Source organism: Providencia sp. PROV032, assembly GCF_028484875.1.
GTDB lineage: Bacteria > Pseudomonadota > Gammaproteobacteria > Enterobacterales > Enterobacteriaceae > Providencia > Providencia rettgeri_E.
Genome location: NZ_JAMPSX010000010.1, coordinates 193,278 through 211,929 on the forward strand (window position 1 = coordinate 193,278; position 18,652 = coordinate 211,929).

Below are 18,652 nucleotides of genomic sequence, written 5' to 3' on the forward strand. Positions count from 1 at the left end.
GGGAGTCACTCATGAGGATCAATGCGTTAACCATCGCCGGAACAGACCCATCGGGTGGGGCGGGTATTCAGGCGGATTTAAAAACTTTCTCTGCATTAGAGGCTTATGGTACGAGCGTGATGACGGCATTGGTGGCTCAAAATACTCAAGGCGTGCAATCTGTCCAAGACTTACCCCCTGAATTTGTGGCGGCACAATTAGACTCAGTCCTCAGTGATGTGCGAATTGATAGCGCAAAAATCGGCATGTTATTCAACCAAAGTAATATCACTGTTGTGGCGAATGCGCTGAAACAATATCCAATTCCGTATGTGGTATTGGATACTGTAATGGTGGCTAAAAGTGGCGACCCGTTATTATTACCGGATGCCGTTGATGCACTACGCCAACAATTATTACCTCTTGTTTCGATTATTACACCGAACCTCCCTGAAGCTGCGGTATTGCTAGACGAAAAAGTTGCACAAACAGAAAGCCAAATGTTGACTCAGGGGTATAAATTACTGGAAAAAGGTTGCCAAGCGGTATTGATGAAAGGCGGGCACCTAAATGATGTGGAAAGCCCGGATTGGTTAATCACACCAGAGGGTGAATGGCGCTTTACCTCTATTCGTGTAAATACTAAAAATACCCATGGTACTGGATGTACTTTGTCGGCGGCTCTGGCTGCATTGCGTCCTCGTTGCACTGATTGGCAAGAAGCGGTTACGCAGGCTAAAGCCTATTTACAAGCTGCGTTAGAGCAAGCGGACAGTTTAGAAGTCGGGAAGGGGATTGGCCCGGTCCATCACTTCCATGCATGGTGGTAGTCTGTAATGATTGAAAGCCCGAATACTAGGGCTTTCTCGCTATATTTTAAGCTAATAAGTTACATTGAGGTGGTAACCGACACTGAATAGCATTCGGCTGCACTGCGAACGTAAAGGTATCTCCCGATAATGGCTCACCATCAAGGTTTAAGATCATATCGTGAGGGGATGAGATTTTTACCCATGACAAGTTTTTTTCAACTAAGTGTTCGTTTTTATCGGTTGAAAACAAATTCGATAAAAACGCGGGTATGACATCTCTTGACGGAATGATCAGTAAATTCAATGCGCCGTCATTAATCAGTGCTTGCGGTGTTAGTTGCTGCCCTCCGCCCGCCTGGCGGCCGTTTCCGACTGCGATGACCAACGTTTCACCTTCCCAACTAAAGTTTTCACCCTCAATACGGCAAATATCCGTTTTCAGCGTATCAGGGCGCAGTAAGCCATTTATCACGTAAGCAGCTCCGCCTAATGCTGATTTCAATGCTTCAGGCGTTTCGGTGGTAATACGCGTCCCAAAGCCACCCGTTGCCATATTGAGAAAATAATATTGCTTATTGACTTGCGCAATATCAATGGGGATGGCTTTACCTTTTAATGAAAGTGCTAAGGCGGCTTCAATATCCATAGGAATATTCGCGCTGGTGGCAAAATCATTTGCTGTACCCATAGGAAGAATGCCTAAAATAGGGCGAGAGTCACTCGGGAACTTCATCAGAGTACTGGCAACCGCATTCACTGTGCCGTCACCGCCTGCGGCAATGATAGTATCAACACCGTTTTTTATCGCCTGAGAAATAAAATAATACGTGTCATTCAGTTCCCACGGAATACGGACTTGAATTTGATGGCCTTCATTACGTAAGTGAGTAATGGCCTTTCGCAGCTCAGCGTGATTGGCTTGCTTACCATTAAGGATAATCATGGCTGACTGATATTGATTCATATATACCCATCCATTCGGTTTAACATATGTCAAATATTCGTTAAAATGAGTATAAATGGATTTATAAGATATTGATGAGCTTATTTTAGATTTTTTACAGTAATAGCGTTAACAAGAGAAATGAAATAAAAATTGCAGATAAAAGAAATGGCTAGCTCAAGGGAGATTGAGCCAGCCAAGGAGGTGGTTCCTAGTCTTATTTTATGACTTTCTAGTTCTTCGTTTTCGATAGTGACTATACGATATTGAATAGCCAATTGATGTGATCTGTTGCATAAAATTGGATATTCAGCGCACTTTTTAATGTAAATGTCAATAACGCGAATGATTCTCATATAAGAAAAAGCATATAAAGTAAAATAATATCATATTATAGATAAAAAAAAGCCAAAATATCAAAACGTTAAACGATGAGATTTTGGCTTTTAGCGAACAAACTATTTAAAAAACAGGGAGTGGCGGTTAGCCTACAATTTGCTTTTCTGCCTGAGTTTGGTGAGGTGCTCGGGTCGTTGTGCCTGCTAGGTTACGGATCAACAAGCCAAAATTAACATCGACATCTTCAGGGATAGGGAGGTAAACCACATGGCCGTTACCTGGTGCAACATCAATTGCTTCACCTTTGCGGTTTACTAAAGCGTCTAAGGTAAAGACGATATTCCCTGCTGGGGTCATCATTTCTAGGCTATCACCGACACTAAATTTATTTTTTACATCAACTTCAGCCATACCATCAATACGTTTACCTGTGAATTCACCCACAAATTGTTGCGTTTCAGAAACAGAATAACCATATTCATAAGTTTGGTAGGCATCATGGGTGTGACGACGTAAGAAACCTTCAGTATAACCGCGGTGTGCTAACCCTTCTAAGGTGGATAGCAACGTTGGGTCAAAGGGTTTTCCTGCAACTGCATCATCAATTGCACGCCGATAGACTTGTGCTGTACGAGCACAGTAATAAAATGATTTTGTACGGCCTTCAATTTTTAATGAGTGAACGCCCATTTTTGTTAGGTTTTCAACGTGCTCAATTGCGCGCAAATCCTTCGAATTCATGATATACGTGCCGTGTTCATCTTCAAAGGCGGTCATATATTCGCCCGGACGTTTGGCTTCTTCTATCATAAAGACTTTATCTGTTGGCGTACCTGCACCTAAGGTTGGCGCGACATTTTGGACTGGGATAGGTTCATGAACATGAACAATGTTACCGACATCGTCTTCTTTACCTTCTTGTACGTTGTATTCCCAGCGGCAAGCATTGGTGCACGTCCCTTGGTTTGGGTCACGTTTATTGATGTACCCTGACAGCAAGCAGCGGCCAGAATAGGCCATGCACAGCGCTCCGTGAACAAATACTTCAAGCTCAATTTCAGGCACGTGTTGGCGAATTTCAGCAATTTCTTCAAGGGATAATTCGCGGGATAAAATCACCCGTGTTAAGCCCATCTGTTTCCAGAACTTCACCGACGCCCAGTTAACAGCATTCGCCTGTACAGATAAATGAATATCCATCTCAGGAAACGCTTCACGAACCATCATAATAAGGCCAGGATCTGACATAATCAGTGCATCTGGACCCATTTCAATGACAGGGGTTAAATCACGAATGAAGGTTTTTAATTTCGCATTATGGGGCGCAATATTCACGACCACATAAAACTTTTTACCCAGCTCATGGGCTTCTTGAATGCCTTTAGCTAAGTTTTCGTGATTAAATTCGTTATTGCGTACGCGTAGGCTGTAACGAGGTTGGCCTGCATAAACGGCATCTGCGCCATACGCAAAGGCGTAGCGCATATTCTTTAAAGAACCGGCAGGGGACAAAAGCTCTGGTGTAAACATGGTTATTCTCTATCTGATATCAAGTCAGCACTCACTCTTAGGAGAGAGTATTTTTAAAGGATGAGGATTTTACTCCTATTTGATAAAAAAACCAAATATCCCACAAGAACAGTATGTCTATTGGTTGATTAATATTCATCCCAACGGTAGCCAAGGCCATAAATTGAGCGAATAAAGGTTTTTTCGTTATCGAGAGATTCCAATTTACGGCGTAAATTTTTGACGTGGCTATCAATGGTACGATCAGTGACTACTCGGTGGTCGTCATATAAGATATCCAGTAGCTGATCACGAGAAAATACCATACCCGCATTATCAGACATAAATTTGAGTAACCGAAATTCAGCGGGTGTCAGTTCAAGTAACTGTGAGCCATAGCGTACTTGAAAGGCATTTTCATCAATAATCAGTTTGGTTTGATTATCATTATTCGTTTGGCTGTTGTACGTCGCCATATTTGGCTGGCAACGACGTAAAATGGTTTTGACACGAGCCACAACTTCTCGCGGGCTAAAGGGTTTACAAATATAGTCATCAGCCCCAATTTCTAACCCTAGCAAACGATCAATTTCTTCTGTTTTTGCGGTCACCATAATAATGGGAACATCACTAAATTTTCGCAATTCACGGCATACGGATATGCCGTCCATACCGGGCAACATTAAATCTAATAAAATAAGTGCAGGTTGATGCTGCTTAACATAATCGATGACTTCATCACCACGCGCAATTAATGCGGGTTGATAGTTTGCAGCGTGTAAATAGTCAAACAGCAGTTGGCCTAATTTGGGTTCATCTTCCACAACCAAAATAGGGGTATTACTCTGTTCAGCCATGATCATAACCCTTTATCTTTTAATTGAATCGGTAAATTAATGGTAATTTTGACACCACCTAATGATGACGGTGCCGCAGAAATTGTACCATGGTGAGCCTCAACAATATTATAGCAAATGGCCAGGCCTAAACCGGAACCACCACTGGCGCGATTACGAGAGCCTTCAGCGCGGTAAAAACGTTCAAATAAATGTTGGCATTGTTCAGCAGTAAGCCCTGGGGCGCTATCTTGCCAAATGATATTGAGCTGGTTTTGGTCTTGTGTGACTTGAACGTCAATTTTACCCCGAGGATCCGTATAGCGTAAGCTGTTTTCCATCAAATTATAGAACAACTGGGTGATGCGGTCAGGGTCTGCAAACACGTTGCCTTGTGCAATAAATTTTCGTTCAACCGAAAGTTGTTGGTCTTCTAACCGCCAGCGAGCTTGGCCTATTGCCATTTCAATTAAAGGAATGATATCGGTAAGTTGCATACGATAGACCAATGAGCCTCTATCCGATAACGAGAGCTGGTGGAGGTCATTAACCAGCTTAATTAAAGTTTGGGTTTCATTGAGTAGGGAATTAATTGTTTCGGGCGTGGCTTGGCGAACACCATCTTGCACCGCTTCTAACTCACCGCGTAAAACTGACAATGGGGTGCGGAGCTCATGGGAAATATCCGCCATATAATCACGCCGCATTTGTTCGTTTTTTTCGAGGGTCGAGGCCAGATGGTTAAAATCTTTAGCCAGTTGCCCAAGTTCATCGCGGCCAGACTCAGGAACCCGTGTAGTGAAATCACCATTAGCGAGCTGATTTGTTCCTTCGAGCAAACGCTTGATGGGTCTTAAAAAGCTACGAGCAAGAAATAATGTGGCAATAAGGGCCACAAATAAAGACAGCCCAGCGATGATCCAACTGGTGTACATCTGTTTGGTATCAAAACGGCGGTCAAGGGCGCTGCTAATGCCCGTTTCATAGCTGGCAACAAGCCAACCGACGGTATCTCCCTTGTTGGTAATAATAGGTTCACGGAGTACTTTGCTAGGTAAAGGTGTATCTTGCCCGAAAATGAGCCTGTTCTGTGTATCATAAACCCAAAAAGTTGTTCGCCAACGCTGGCGCATAGGACCGCGGTGTTGTTGATGCTCTACCGAGCGCAAAATACGAAAAAAAATGCGTTCATTACCAATCAAAAACCGCCAATTGCCCATTTCTTCATATTGTTCCGCAAGGGCGGAAGAAACCAGTTCTACACGCTGCTGGTCATTTTCTTTTATATAATCAATAAAGCCGTGTTGAAAGCTCATGCGTACGCCTTGGTGCATAATCAGTACTAGCAATAAGCATGTTGCAAAAATAGCTAAAAAAAGCCGAGTACTAACACTATTCAACCTAAGCTTCATGGTTATTCTCCACGATTTTCTGCGTCAGTGATTTTTTTCGCTGCCAACGTTGTCTCAAGCTATCAAAACTTAAATACACAACAGGCGTGGTAAATAAGGTCAGTAATTGGCTCATTATTAAGCCACCGACAATCGTGATCCCTAGGGGTTGCCGTAGTTCTGCACCATCTCCGCTACCTAGCATTAACGGTAGCGCACCAAAAATGGCAGCGAGTGTCGTCATGACAATAGGACGAAAACGTAATAAACAGGCACGGAAAATGGCGTCATGGGCCGTTAGACCCGCCGTTCTTTGTGCTTGAATGGCGAAATCCACCATAATAATGGCGTTCTTCTTGACGATCCCAATTAATAGCATGATGCCAATTAAGGCGATTAAACTAAATGGAGTGTCGAATAATTCAAGGGCTAATAATGCACCGACACCTGCAGAGGGAAGGGTTGATAAAATAGTCAGTGGGTGAATATAACTTTCATATAATATACCCAGTACCAAATAAACGGTCACGATAGCGGCTAAGATTAAAAATAATTGTGACTGCAAAGTTTCTTGGAATATCTGTGCCGTTCCTGCAAAAGAGCCTCTTACCGTCGATGGTACGCCAAGTGCGGTCATGGTTTTTTCAATTTCGACAATGGCATCATTTAAGGTATAACCATCTGCGACATTAAATGCGATAGTGGATGACGCTGATAGCCCTTGGTGATTCACGCTTAATGGGGCATTCGCCGGCTGCCAACGCGCAAAATACGACAGTGGGATTGCTTCACCTGCTTTATTGATAACAAACATCTTGTCGAGAGAGCTAACATCTTGTGTATATTCAGGCGCAACTTCCATCACCACTTTATATTGGTTCATTGCTTCATAAATAGTGGAAACTTGGCGCTGACCAAATGCATTGTTGAGCAAGCTGTTGGCTTCACGAACATCGATACCTAGCTGGGCCATTAAGTCCCTGTCGTAGGTGATCGCCATTTCTGCGCCTTTGTCTTCCTTATCGGAGTTCACATCGGTCAGCTGTGGTAACTCACCGAGAGCTTTACGAATAGCAGGTTCCCAATCACGTAATGCAGAAAGTTCATCCGCAAGCAGGGTAAACTGGTAGCTGGCATTGGCTTGTCGACCACCAACGCGAATATCTTGCACTGGCATCATAAACAGGTTAGCCCCCGGTTCATTGGCTAACTTCATGCGTAATCGATTAATGACTTCAGCTGAGCTTTCCGTGCGTTCACTCAGTGGCTTTAATGAGATATACATAAAACCACTATTCACACGACTACCGCCCGTAAAACCGGTGACATTATCTGTTGCTGGGTCGGCTTTAACTTGCTGCATAAAACGGGTCATTTTTTCTTTCATCGACTGGAATGAAATACTTTGGTCTGCGCGAACAAAGCCTAGTACTCGGCCGGTATCTTGTTCAGGGAAGAAGGTTTTCGGAACGGTGACATACAGGTAAACGTTTAAGCCGATTGTGGCAAATAGCACCGCGAGAACACTACGACGATGTCCAAGTACCCAATTTAAAGCGACGCCATAACTTTCTTGCAAGCGCAATAACACACGGCCAAACCCGCGATGCTTGGCTTTGACGTTGTGAGGGCGTTTCTTCAGTAAATAAGCACACATCATGGGGGTGAGCGTTAGCGAAATCACCAACGAAATACCGATAGCGGTTGCAAGGGTAATGGCAAACTCACGAAATAAGCGACCGACGAGCCCATCCATAAGCAGTAGCGGAATAAAAACAGCTACTAAGGAAATACTCATGGAAACGACGGTAAAGCCGACTTCATGAACGCCTCTCACTGCAGCAATAAACGGTCTTGTGCCATTTTCAATGTGGCGCGAGATATTTTCTAATACGACAATCGCATCATCGACCACAAAGCCTGTTGCAACTGTTAATGCCATCAATGACAAGTTATTTAAACTAAAGCCACATAAATACATGGCAGTAAAAGTTCCAATCAATGAAACGGGGACGGCAATTGCAGGGATCAACGTCGCGCGACCTGAACGCAAGAACAGCAGCACTACGAGGATCACCAAAGCAACGGCAATCAGCAAGGCGCGTTCCACTTCAGCTAAAGATGCGCGGATGGTCGGTGTCCGGTCTTGTGCCACTTTTAGCTCAATGGCGGCTGGGATCATGTCATTGAATTCAGGTAATTCATCACGAATTCGATTCACTGTTTCAATGATATTGGCACCCGCCTCGCGGCGAATAACAATCAAAATAGCCGGTTTACCGTCTGCCATACCGGCAGCGCGTACGTTTTCAATGGAATCTTTTACATTGGCGACATCGCTGAGCTTTACAGCATTGCCTTGGCTATAATGAACAATAATCGGCCGATAATCGGCGGCTTTTTTTAACTCATCATTGGTCTGCACCTGATAACGTTTTTCGTCATCATTGATGTAGCCTTGTGGTTGGCGAACATTAGCACTACTAATGGCTGAGCGAACCGCATCAAGGGAAACCCCTTGATTAAATAGGGCGGTTGGGTTGAGTTCAACCCGAACTGCAGGGAGCGAACCTCCCCCGACTGAAACTTCACTAACCCCCTCAATCTGCGCAATTCGTTGGGCTAAACGCGTCGACGCTATATCATAAATTTCGCCAGTACCCATAGTATCTGAGGTCATGGTTAAGATCATAATTGGCGCATCAGACGGGTTTGACTTGTAATAACGTGGACGGCTTGGCATACCGCTGGGCAATAAGTTTTGTGCAGCATTAATCGCGGCTTGCACTTCACGTGCCGCGTTATTAATGTCTTTGTCGAGATTAAACTCAAGGGTAATAGTGGTTCGCCCAAGCGCACTGCTTGAGGTCATTTCGCTGATCCCCGCAATACTGCCTAAAGAGCGTTCAAGTGGCGTCGCAACCGAGGACGCCATGGTTTCGGGTGATGCGCCAGGAAGTGACGCTGTCACGTTGATCACAGGGTAATCTACTTGAGGCAACGGAGAAACCGGTAAAAACAAAAAACTCAAGGCACCACACAAGGTAATCGCAACGCTGATAAGCGTGGTCGCTACCGGGCGGCTAATAAATAGAGCAAAGAAGCGCTTCATTATGACACCTGTGCCTTCTTCGCTTGGCGACGGTCTTTAAAGTAATGAGAAAGGCGGTCGAACAATAAATAAATCACTGGTGTGGTAAATAGGGTAAGGATTTGGCTCATAATTAAGCCGCCAACCATACAAATACCTAACGGTTGACGTAATTCTGCACCGACACCGGTACTTAACATTAATGGCAAGGCACCCAGTAAGGCGGCCATAGTGGTCATTAAAATTGGGCGAAAACGCAGCAAGCATGCTTGGTAGATGGCATCATAAGGGGACATTCCCTGTTCACGCTCTGCCGCAAGGGCAAAGTCAATCATCATAATGGCATTCTTTTTCACGATACCAATTAGTAAGATGATGCCGATGACCGCAATAACATCAAGGTCTTTCCCGGCCATCATTAAAGCGAGTAGTGCACCAACCCCGGCTGTCGGTAGGGTAGACAAAATAGTAATCGGGTGAATGAAACTCTCATATAAAATGCCCAATACGATATACATTGCCACAATTGCAGCTGCAATTAGCCAGATAGTACTGCTTAACGCAGCTTCAAAGGCCAAAGTCGCCCCTTGGAATTGCGTGGTAATGGATTTTGGCATAGCAATTTGTGATTCGGCCAATTTCACGGCATTGACGGCAGACTCAAGCGAAGCGCCATCCGCCACATTAAACGAAAAGGTCACTGCGGGAAATTGGTCGAGGTGATTAATGGCTAATGGCCCATTACCTTCTCGAATGTTCACTAAGGTGCTCAATGGGACAATGGCACCATCAGTCCCTTTTAGGCGGATATCATTCAGCGCATCCATACCATCACGGGTTTGTGTGTCATGTTCTAATATCACTCGATATTGATTTGACTGCGTATAGATAGTCGAAATCATTCGCTGCCCAAATGCATTATATAAAGCGTTATCAATGGCTGACATCGTGATACCAAAACGGCTTGCTGTATCGCGGTTCACATTCACATAAGCAACTAACCCTTTATTTTGCCAATCACTACTGACATCAGTGAGTTCAGGTTGTTGGTCTAGGGCGTCTAACAAGCGTGGAACCCAAGTGGTTAATTCCTCTAATGAACCGGCTTGTAAAGTGAATTGATACTGCGTTCGTGCCACTTGCGTATCGATAGTGAGATCTTGCATGGGTTGCAGATATAAATTCACCCCTGCAATGTTATCCACGGATTGTTGTAGACGGTCAATAATCGCCACAACCCTGTCTTCACGCTCATCAAGGGGTTTTAAGGTAATTTGTAAGCGTGCATTGTTTAATGTTGGGTTGCTGCCATCAACTCCCACATAGGTGGTGACATTGTCGACCGCGGGATCGGCTAATAGTTTTGATGCGACTTCTTGCTGCTTTTGCGCCATTGCATCAAAAGAAATGGATTGACGGCTTTCAATTGAGCCTTGAATAATTCCACTATCTTGTAATGGGAAAAACCCTTTTGGGATCCACATATACAGCAAGACAGTCAGTACCATGGTGCCTAGCGCCACTGAAAGCGTTAACCATTGGTGGTTGAGAATACGTTTTAACCAAATTGCGTATCCAGCAACCATACGGTCAAAGAAACGCTCGCACGCTAACTCGAAACGATTATGCTTATGTTGTGATTCCGGTTTTAATAAACGCGCGCACATCATTGGCGTTAACGTCAAAGAGACGACCGCGGAGATCAAAATCGCCACAGCCAAGGTAATGGCAAATTCACGGAATAACCGACCGACAATATCCCCCATAAATAACAGCGGGATTAACACCGCAACCAAGGAAAATGTAAGGGAGATAATGGTAAACCCGATTTCACCCGCCCCTTTGAGTGCAGCGACCAGAGGTTTATCGCCTTGTTCTAAGTAGCGGGAAATATTTTCAATCACCACTATCGCGTCATCGACCACAAAACCGGTGGCGATGGTTAAAGCCATTAGGGTGAGGTTATTGACAGAAAAACCGCAAAAATACATCACAGCAAAGGTACCAACGAGCGATAGGGGTACGGCAATGCCCGGTATCAAAGTGGCAATTCCATTGCGTAAAAACAAATAAATTACCATCACCACGAGGGCGATAGCTAACATTAACTCAAATTGTACATCATTAACGGAAGCACGAATGGTACTGGTTCTATCGGTTAAAATATCGACATTAACCGATTTAGGTAAACTTTCAATCAGTTCAGGCAGCAGGGAACGAATGGTATCAGTGGTTTCAATGACGTTAGCACCGGGCTGTCGTTGAACATTGATCACGATCGCTTGTTCATTATTAGCCCATGCCCCTAAATAGGCATTTTCAGCCCCTTGTGCAATCGTTGCAATATCGCCCAAACGCACTGGTGCCCCATTTTGGAAGGCCACAATAAGTTGACGATAGTCGTCAAGTGATTTCATTTGGTCGTTAGCAGACAGCGTTACCGCCCGCGTTGGGCCATCGAAACTCCCTTTTGCGGAGTTGACGTTCGCATTGTTAATGGCAAGGCGGATCGTTTCGCTATCTAATCCTTTGGCTGCCATGGCTTGCGGGTTGATATTCACGCGAACAGCAGGGCGCTGGCCGCCCGCTAAGGTGACTAAGCCCACCCCATTAACTTGGGATATTTTTTGGGCAATTCGCGTTTCAATAATATCCTGCACTTGCGTTAACGGCATCGCATCAGAGGTAACCGCTAAGGTGAGAACAGGCGGGTCAGCAGGGTTAACCTTATTATAAATAGGAGGATAGGGTAAGTCAGAAGGGAGTAAGCTACTGGCGGAATTAATCGCGGCTTGAACTTCCTGTTCCGCGACCTCTAAAGGTAACGTTAATTGGAACATCAACGTGATAACTGATGCTCCTCCTGAGCTTTGCGATGACATCTGTTTAAGACCTGACATTTGCCCAAACTGGGTTTCCAATGGGGCAGTCACTGCAGAGGTCATCACATCAGGGCTGGCTCCTGGGTAAAGGGTAACAACTTGGATCGTCGGGTAATCGACTTCGGGCAGGGCTGAAACAGGTAAGAAGCGATAGCCGATGATCCCTGCAAGTAATATAGCCACCATGAATAATGTGGTAGCAACAGGGCGCAAAATAAATAAACGAGAAGGCCCACCGCCTTTTAACATTTCAGGCTGCATTACGCTTTCTCCGCGCTATTCGGTTTACCTTTGCGGGACTCTTTTTTGGCAATGCTTTCAGGGGTAACGACTTCAACCGTTGTGCCATCCGTGAGTTTATCAACACCATCGGTGATGACTTTGGTATTTGCAGCAAGTCCGCTTTCAATAACCACTTGTTGGCTGTCTTGCATACCCACAGTGACATTGTGTTTGCTGACTTTATTATCATCACTCAATATCCAGACATAATGGCCTTCATTGCCCATTTGCAGGGCAGCGGTTGGGATCACGACGGCATTTTGCAGCGTTTCAACTTGCATTTTTACGTTAACAAATTGATTTGGAAAAAGTTTTTCTTCTTCGTTAGTAAAGCGCGCTTTTATTTTAAGCGTGCCTGTTGCCGCATCAATTTGGTTATCCGTACTGAGTAGCTCACCACTTGCGATAAGTGCGATATTGTTTCTGTCCCAAGCTTCAATCAACACTTTCTCACCGGAGGATTGGGCCTGCTGGATCGCAGGAATATCGCCTTCAGGTAACGCAAAAAGGACATCTGCAGGCTGAGTTTGCGTGATAACAACAAGAGGGGTTGAGGTCCCCGCAGAGATAAAGTTTCCGACATCCACTTGTTTTAAACCAACACGCCCTGAAATGGGGGCGGTAATTTTACTGTAGGTTAGCTGCAGTTTGGCGTTGTCGACGGCTGCTTGGTCGACTTTAATACTGCCTTGCGCCTGTAAGACCGCCGCTTTTTGGTTATCTAGCTCTTGTTGCGAAATCACTTTCGTGCCAGCAAGTTTTTGATAACGAACTAAATCTAATTGCGCATTCGCTAATGTTGCTTTGTCTTTAGCTAGTTGGCCTTCCGCTTGTGATAGCTGAACTTCAAATGGGCGGGGGTCAATCTGTGCCAATAAATCGCCCTTATTAACGTGTTGCCCTTCAGTAAAATACAACTGCATTAACTGGCCTTCAACACGGCTGGTTACGGTGACAACATTTGCAGCTTGTACTGTGCCTAAACCCGATAAAAAGCGTGGAACCACTTTTTGCTCAGCCACGGCAAACTGCACAGGGGCTAAAACACGCGGTGGGCGGCCCATCGCGCTTCGTTGTGAATTTGGTTTTGCTACAGCATTAGTAGATTGTGTATCTGATTGTTTTTCTTGATGATAAAAATACCAAGAGGCGCCAGCTGCCGCAATAATGGCAATAAAAATGGCAGAGCGAATAAAAGGTTTGCGTTGTTTTTGTTTATTCATTTTGGGTAATTCGCTTAACTCAAAAAAGTGGATGAGATCCATTAGACAGTATAATAAAAAACTAACAAAAAAGAGTCAGTTAGACATATTAGTAGTTTAACGTGATAGGTACAAAGAAAAATGGAGGAAATATGAATAAGTGTCAATTTTTGTACTTATCGACTTCTATGCTTGTAAAAGCGGGGGAGGGGAAATTAACTGCTTTCCTGAAATAAGGTTTGCACCCTAATTAATAGGGTGCAATAGATTTTACAGACTAGAAGCGTTTAGGACTGCAGATTTTTCGCTTGAAGACTCAGAATTGACTGTCCAACCCTTCCAAGATAATGGGATAAAGGCTACGGCAACGGCTAATAATGAGACGCCAGCGACATAATAAGCCGGTGCCATGTGAGACTGCTGCAACCAAGCACCAGTCAATATTGGTGTTAAACCACCAAAAATTGCATAAGCCACATTGTAAGCGAATGACAGGCCAGAATAGCGAATTTCAGGTGGGAATGCGCGTGTACTGATAATCGGTGTGGTTGCAATCGCACCAACAAAGAAGCCCATTAATGCATAGTTAAAAATCAACATACTTGCAGCGATATCAGAGGATAATGACGAATAGAAATAAATTGCGGTTACGGCTAATCCGCCCCACGATAACGTCATTGATGTACGTGTGCCGGTTTTATCGCCTAACCAACCCCAGAAGATACAGCCTAATGTTAAGGTTAAAGTTGCTGCGCAGTTGGCTTGCAATGCAATATTACGGTCAATGTTATAGATCCCTTTTAACACGACGTCAGGTGTCATTAAAATAGTGACAACGATGGCTGTTGATAATGACCAGGTCAGCGCAGCGGTGATCATACAAGCTTGTTTATGGGATTTAATGACGGTTTTGACTGGCAACTCTTGTGACAAGGCCTTTTTGGCTGCCAGCTCTTTGAATATCGGAGTTTCTTGTAAAAAACGACGTAAATACACAGAGATAAACCCAAAAACACCACCAAGAATAAATGGAATACGCCATGCAAAATCATGGATCTCAGTTGTGGTATAAGAGCGCTCAATAATAATGGCAACGATAGAGCCTAATAAAATACCACCGGTGATCCCAGAAGTGAGTGTACCGACACCTAAGCCATAACGTTGTTTTGGTGTATGTTCTGCAATAAATACCCAGGCACCTGGCATTTCGCCACCAATCGCGGCACCTTGCATAATGCGCATTAACAGCAGTAATAATGGCGCTGCAGCACCAATGGTTTCAAACGTTGGTAAAAAACCAATGACAAATGTTGGGAATGCCATTAAGAAAATACTGAGGGTAAACATTTTCTTGCGGCCAATTTTATCCCCGAAGTGAGCCATGATAATGCCACCAAGAGGGCGAGCAAGGTAACCTGCTGCAAATAGACCCAGTGTTGCCATTAGCGCGAGAAATTCGTTATCCCCTGGGAAAAATAGTTGGGAAATAATTTTTGCGTAAAAAACAAAGATAACGAAGTCATAAAACTCAAGAGTTCCCCCTAAAGAGGATAAACCTAATGTTTTATAGTCTTCTTTGCCCAAAGGCCTCGCAGAGGGCTGGCTGGCGGTTTGCGGTGTCATTATAGTTTCCTTCTAACTACCTGAAATACTAAATTTACATAAATTAAAAATAACAAGTATTGGCTCATATTAATGAGCTAATGTTTATATTGGCACAGATAAGAGGTATAAAACGTTGGATGGGTATAACTTAGTTTAATACACAGTATCTTTTTTGCATGTGTATATTTATAGCAGGAAATTCTATATTCTGTAAACCTCAACCCCAAAAACAAGCTCAACATTCCAATTAGTTTGTTTTTGTTGGTCTATTAGTTTATCGCGATGATAAATAACCTTATATGATGTCAATAATATTAATTTTGCAGAATATCGTATATTTAAATTAGCTAGTTATAGTGTTAATTATATTTAATTTAATAAATTCTTACTGAATTACCGCAAACAAATATAACCTAATTATTTTTTATTATTATTAGTTTTATTAATCTAGATAAACTAAATAACTATGAATTTATTAAGTTAATAGATAAATAAAATGGCTGTTTGCGGAATTTTGGTTTTTTAGCTGGGTTTTGTTATTGGCGGGAGTGTTTTATAATTCGCACGCGCCCAACTGAAAAAAAAGCGCGTGCAAAGCAAATTTAAACGAGGAAAAGAGTGGCTAAGCCAAGGAAAATAAAGAAACCGCCTGTATCTGTGATAGCGGTGATCATCACACTTGAACCGATAGCAGGATCTTTGCCCATTTTCAGCATAATGAGAGGGATTAACACCCCCATAATCGCGGCCATTAACAAGTTTAAAATCATCGCTAATGTCATGACTGCGCCCATCGCAATATCACCATATAGGAAATAGGTGACCACGCCCATTATTCCTCCCCAAACAACCCCATTAATAAAGGCGACGCCAAGCTCCCTTAACATTAAAAAAGAGAAACTGTTGTTTTGTATTTGGTGCAGGGCAATGGCACGAACAATCATGGTAATGGTTTGATTCCCCGTATTACCGCCAATTCCGGCAACAATAGGCATTAATGTGGCTAAAGCGACTAATTGGGAAATGGTATCTTCAAAAACGCCAATCACACGAGAAGCGACAAAAGCGGTACATAGGTTAATGGCTAGCCATGTCCAACGGGTTTTAACGGCTTGGCCGACAGGGGCGAAAACGTCTTCTTCAGGGCTTAACCCCCCCATACGACGAATACTGTTATCGTTTTCTTCACTAATGTTATCAACGATATCTTCAACCGTCAGGCGGCCCATTAGTAGGCCGTTGTTATCAACAACAGCCGCAGAAATTAAGTCATAACGTTCGAACGCACTCGCTGCGTCTTCCCCTTTTTCATCCGGTAAGAAGGTGACAGTGTCAGTTTTCATCACATCAGCGACTATCTTTTCAGGGGATTGCGTTAAAATAGTGGTTAGTGGTAATTCACCTTGCAGATAATTATTGTTATCGACAACGAAAATTTTATCGGTTGCTTCTGGGATCTTGCCGCGTTGACGTAAATAACGTTGAACGGTCTTGAGCGTTACATTTGGGCGTACCGTGACGAATTCAAAATCCATCATTTGGCCGACGCTATCTTTCGCATATTGTAAAACTTCGCGAATGCGGCTACGTAGGCTAGGCTCTAAATAGGTGAGGAGCCGGCGCATGGTGTCACGAGGTAAATGCTCAGCAATATAAGCTTGTTCGTCAACATGCAAATTAGCAACGGCGCGAAGCAGTTCTCTGTCAGACATATCCTTAATTAGGCTATCCCAAACAGAAACAGAAGCTTCAACTAACACTTCACCACGCTCGTTATTATCAACTAGGCGCCATAATGCTAAACGCTCATCATAAGGAAGCATTTCTAAGATATCGGCGATATCTGCAGTATGTAAATCAAGTAGCAATTCTTTTACAAGACTAATTTTTTCACTAATTGCTTTGTCATCAATACTGACGTGTTGGTCATTTTCAACAAGCGCATGGACGAACTCTTCGTCATCTAAAAATAGCGTCAGGATTTGCTGACGAATATGCGCCAGTTTTTGAGAATGCGGGTTGACTGTTGGCAACGCATCGGTTGAGAAAGCAGATTGTGACATTTTAATCCTTAAAGCAATAGCAGCGCAAAAGCGCTTTTTATGAATTCGTCTGCGAGCGGACGAAATTTATTATCATTATTGTCGCCTATTTAAATAATATATCAAATAGTTGAGTCAAATAAGCGGTGATCTTAAAGTCATCAATGATGAATAATAAGAATAAATCACTACAATAATGGCCGCAACTCACTCATTTTCTGCGCAAATAGTCAACGACCAACCGGGAACGTCTTCCCAATAGCCACTCTCTTTTTCTAAATCTAATAACATCAATGCATTTTGCGCGAGATATTCAGATGGTAAATAGAGAGTCCAGTGCCCATCATCCGTTTCTATTCGTAATGAAGAGGGGATCGTTGTAGATTGGCGTTGATTATTTAGCAAAATGGCTAGCCGCAAAATTTGAATAAGCGGCATAAATTGTTTTCTTTTAAATAAGTTAAATTTAGGGATATCGTCATACTTGATAGCCCTTCGATGGTTACGCACTAATGTTGCAAGTAATAATTGCTGTTCTTGGTTGAAACCCGGTAAATTGGTATTTTGCAATATATAAGCAGAATGGCGGTGCATACCGCTATGATTAATGCTTAAGCCAACTTCATGGAGCATAACTGCCCATATTAAAATGGATTCCAGCTGGGGATTGAGCTGTTTGGGGTTTTGTTGCCCCCACTGGAAATAAAGCTCTTCCATCGTTTTTAATACGCGTTTAGCTTGCTCTCTGTCGATATTATAATGTTCAGCAAGGCTTAATGCAGTACGCTGACGGATATCTTGGTGGCGAAAGCGGCCTTCCATTTCATATAAAACGCCTTCACGTAATGCGCCGTCAGATAAACGTAACTCTTTAATTTCTAAAGAATCAAATACAGCAAGTAAAATGGCTAAACCGGGAACAAATACGCGTTTACGTTCGTTAGATAGACCTAATATATTCAACGAGCTAAATGACTTATATTTTAATGCCATTTGCTTGATTTCGATAAGGCGTTCCCGAGTGATAATGCCGTCTTTATAGCCTAATTCTTGTATCACACCATGGGCGGCTTTGATGGTACCAGAAGCGCCCATTGCGACGTCCCATGTTTGTTTTTTAAATAAAATTGCGGTGCTTTCTAATTTTAAGCAAGCCCCTAGATAAGCGCGACTAAAAAATTCAGGGGTAATTTCTTCATTTGGAAAATAAGTACGGGCAAAACTCACACAGCCCATTCGACGACTTTCAATCAAAAGAGGCTCAAATTTTTCACCAATGACTAATTCTGTTGAACCACCACCGATATCGAGAACCAATTTACGGCCTTTTTCGGGTTGAGTGTGTTCAACCCCCATAAAAATCAAGCGAGCTTCTTCTTGGCCTGAAATGATTTCAATCGGGTAAGGGATGATTTCTTTAGCGCGTTGCAGAAACTGTTTTACATTAGTCGCCACCCGTAATGAGTGAGTCCCAACAATACACACGTTCTCAGGGGAAAAACCTTGTAACCGTTCGGCAAACAACGCGAGGCAGGCAAGCCCACGCTCCATGGCTTCTTCGCTTAATTCATTCGTGTCACTTAGGCCATCAGCGAGGTGAACACGCTTTTTTAAACGAGTGAGAACTTGCAATGCACCGTTGACAATACGGGCAATGACCATATGAAAACTATTTGAGCCTAAATCTATAGCCGCAATTTCTTGTGGTCTCGGTGTTGATGCGTTGGTTATTGGCATAT

10 protein-coding genes and 1 pseudogene are annotated in these 18,652 nt (G+C 43.4%); 1 reads left to right on the top strand and 10 read right to left on the bottom strand.

Features of this window, described 5'->3' with window-relative positions:
• Positions 1–11 precede the first annotated feature (11 nt).
• Positions 12–809: a bifunctional hydroxymethylpyrimidine kinase/phosphomethylpyrimidine kinase gene (thiD, locus tag PSF42_RS09705; RefSeq protein WP_272679916.1), complete on the top strand. Its 798-nt coding sequence runs from the start codon at positions 12–14 to the stop codon at positions 807–809.
• Positions 810–855: 46 nt separating this feature from the next.
• On the opposite strand, the gene yegS is transcribed toward thiD, so the two are convergent.
• The 10 genes and pseudogenes from yegS to PSF42_RS09755 all read right to left on the bottom strand — a co-directional run bounded on the left by yegS (position 856) and on the right by PSF42_RS09755 (position 18,650).
• Complete coding sequence (gene yegS / locus PSF42_RS09710; RefSeq protein WP_248466609.1) at positions 856–1,755, bottom strand: lipid kinase YegS; 900 nt, start codon at positions 1,753–1,755, stop codon at positions 856–858.
• Positions 1,756–2,217: 462 nt separating this feature from the next.
• Positions 2,218–3,603 carry a prephenate-dependent tRNA uridine(34) hydroxylase TrhP gene (gene trhP, locus PSF42_RS09715; RefSeq protein ID WP_272679917.1) on the bottom strand — a complete coding sequence of 462 codons (1,386 nt, stop codon included), beginning with the start codon at positions 3,601–3,603 and terminating at the stop codon, positions 2,218–2,220.
• Positions 3,604–3,731: 128 nt separating this feature from the next.
• A complete protein-coding gene (baeR, locus tag PSF42_RS09720) occupies positions 3,732–4,445 on the bottom strand; it encodes a two-component system response regulator BaeR (RefSeq protein WP_125891149.1) in 714 nt (237 codons plus the stop codon).
• Positions 4,442–5,830 (bottom strand): two-component system sensor histidine kinase BaeS, encoded by a 1,389-nt coding sequence (gene baeS / locus PSF42_RS09725; RefSeq protein ID WP_272679919.1) that lies wholly within the window; start codon positions 5,828–5,830, stop codon positions 4,442–4,444. The genes baeR and baeS overlap by 4 nt, the downstream gene beginning before the upstream one ends.
• The gene (mdtC, locus tag PSF42_RS09730; RefSeq protein WP_272679920.1) at positions 5,820–8,921 is read right to left on the bottom strand and encodes a multidrug efflux RND transporter permease subunit MdtC; all 3,102 of its coding nucleotides are present in this window, start codon (positions 8,919–8,921) and stop codon (positions 5,820–5,822) included. The genes baeS and mdtC overlap by 11 nt, the downstream gene beginning before the upstream one ends.
• Positions 8,921–12,043 (bottom strand): MdtB/MuxB family multidrug efflux RND transporter permease subunit, encoded by a 3,123-nt coding sequence (locus PSF42_RS09735; RefSeq protein WP_272679921.1) that lies wholly within the window; start codon positions 12,041–12,043, stop codon positions 8,921–8,923. Before PSF42_RS09735 ends, mdtC begins: the two co-directional genes overlap by 1 nt.
• On the bottom strand, positions 12,043–13,287 hold the full coding sequence (locus PSF42_RS09740; RefSeq protein ID WP_272679922.1) for an MdtA/MuxA family multidrug efflux RND transporter periplasmic adaptor subunit: 1,245 nt from the start codon (positions 13,285–13,287) through the stop codon (positions 12,043–12,045). The genes PSF42_RS09735 and PSF42_RS09740 overlap by 1 nt, the downstream gene beginning before the upstream one ends.
• Before the next feature lie 249 nt (positions 13,288–13,536).
• Positions 13,537–14,889, bottom strand: a complete 1,353-nt coding sequence (locus tag PSF42_RS09745) for an MFS transporter (RefSeq protein WP_125891144.1) — start codon at positions 14,887–14,889, stop codon at positions 13,537–13,539.
• Positions 14,890–15,473: 584 nt separating this feature from the next.
• Positions 15,474–16,760 (bottom strand): annotated as a pseudogene (gene mgtE / locus PSF42_RS09750) (magnesium transporter); the annotation flags it as partial.
• A 360-nt stretch (positions 16,761–17,120) separates the two neighbouring features.
• Positions 17,121–18,650, bottom strand: a complete 1,530-nt coding sequence (locus PSF42_RS09755; RefSeq protein ID WP_213912617.1) for an exopolyphosphatase — start codon at positions 18,648–18,650, stop codon at positions 17,121–17,123.
• Between the last annotated feature and the right edge of the window lie 2 nt (positions 18,651–18,652).

Coding starts and splice junctions, on each gene's coding strand:
- PSF42_RS09745 (WP_125891144.1), bottom strand. CDS start 14,889: ATGACACCGCAAACCGCCAGCCAGCCCTCTGCGAGGCCTTTGGGCAAA.
- mdtC (WP_272679920.1), bottom strand. CDS start 8,921: ATGAAGCGCTTCTTTGCTCTATTTATTAGCCGCCCGGTAGCGACCACG.
- thiD (WP_272679916.1), top strand. CDS start 12: ATGAGGATCAATGCGTTAACCATCGCCGGAACAGACCCATCGGGTGGG.
- PSF42_RS09740 (WP_272679922.1), bottom strand. CDS start 13,287: ATGAATAAACAAAAACAACGCAAACCTTTTATTCGCTCTGCCATTTTT.
- yegS (WP_248466609.1), bottom strand. CDS start 1,755: ATGAATCAATATCAGTCAGCCATGATTATCCTTAATGGTAAGCAAGCC.
- baeR (WP_125891149.1), bottom strand. CDS start 4,445: ATGATCATGGCTGAACAGAGTAATACCCCTATTTTGGTTGTGGAAGAT.
- PSF42_RS09755 (WP_213912617.1), bottom strand. CDS start 18,650: ATGCCAATAACCAACGCATCAACACCGAGACCACAAGAAATTGCGGCT.
- trhP (WP_272679917.1), bottom strand. CDS start 3,603: ATGTTTACACCAGAGCTTTTGTCCCCTGCCGGTTCTTTAAAGAATATG.
- PSF42_RS09735 (WP_272679921.1), bottom strand. CDS start 12,043: ATGCAGCCTGAAATGTTAAAAGGCGGTGGGCCTTCTCGTTTATTTATT.
- baeS (WP_272679919.1), bottom strand. CDS start 5,830: ATGAAGCTTAGGTTGAATAGTGTTAGTACTCGGCTTTTTTTAGCTATT.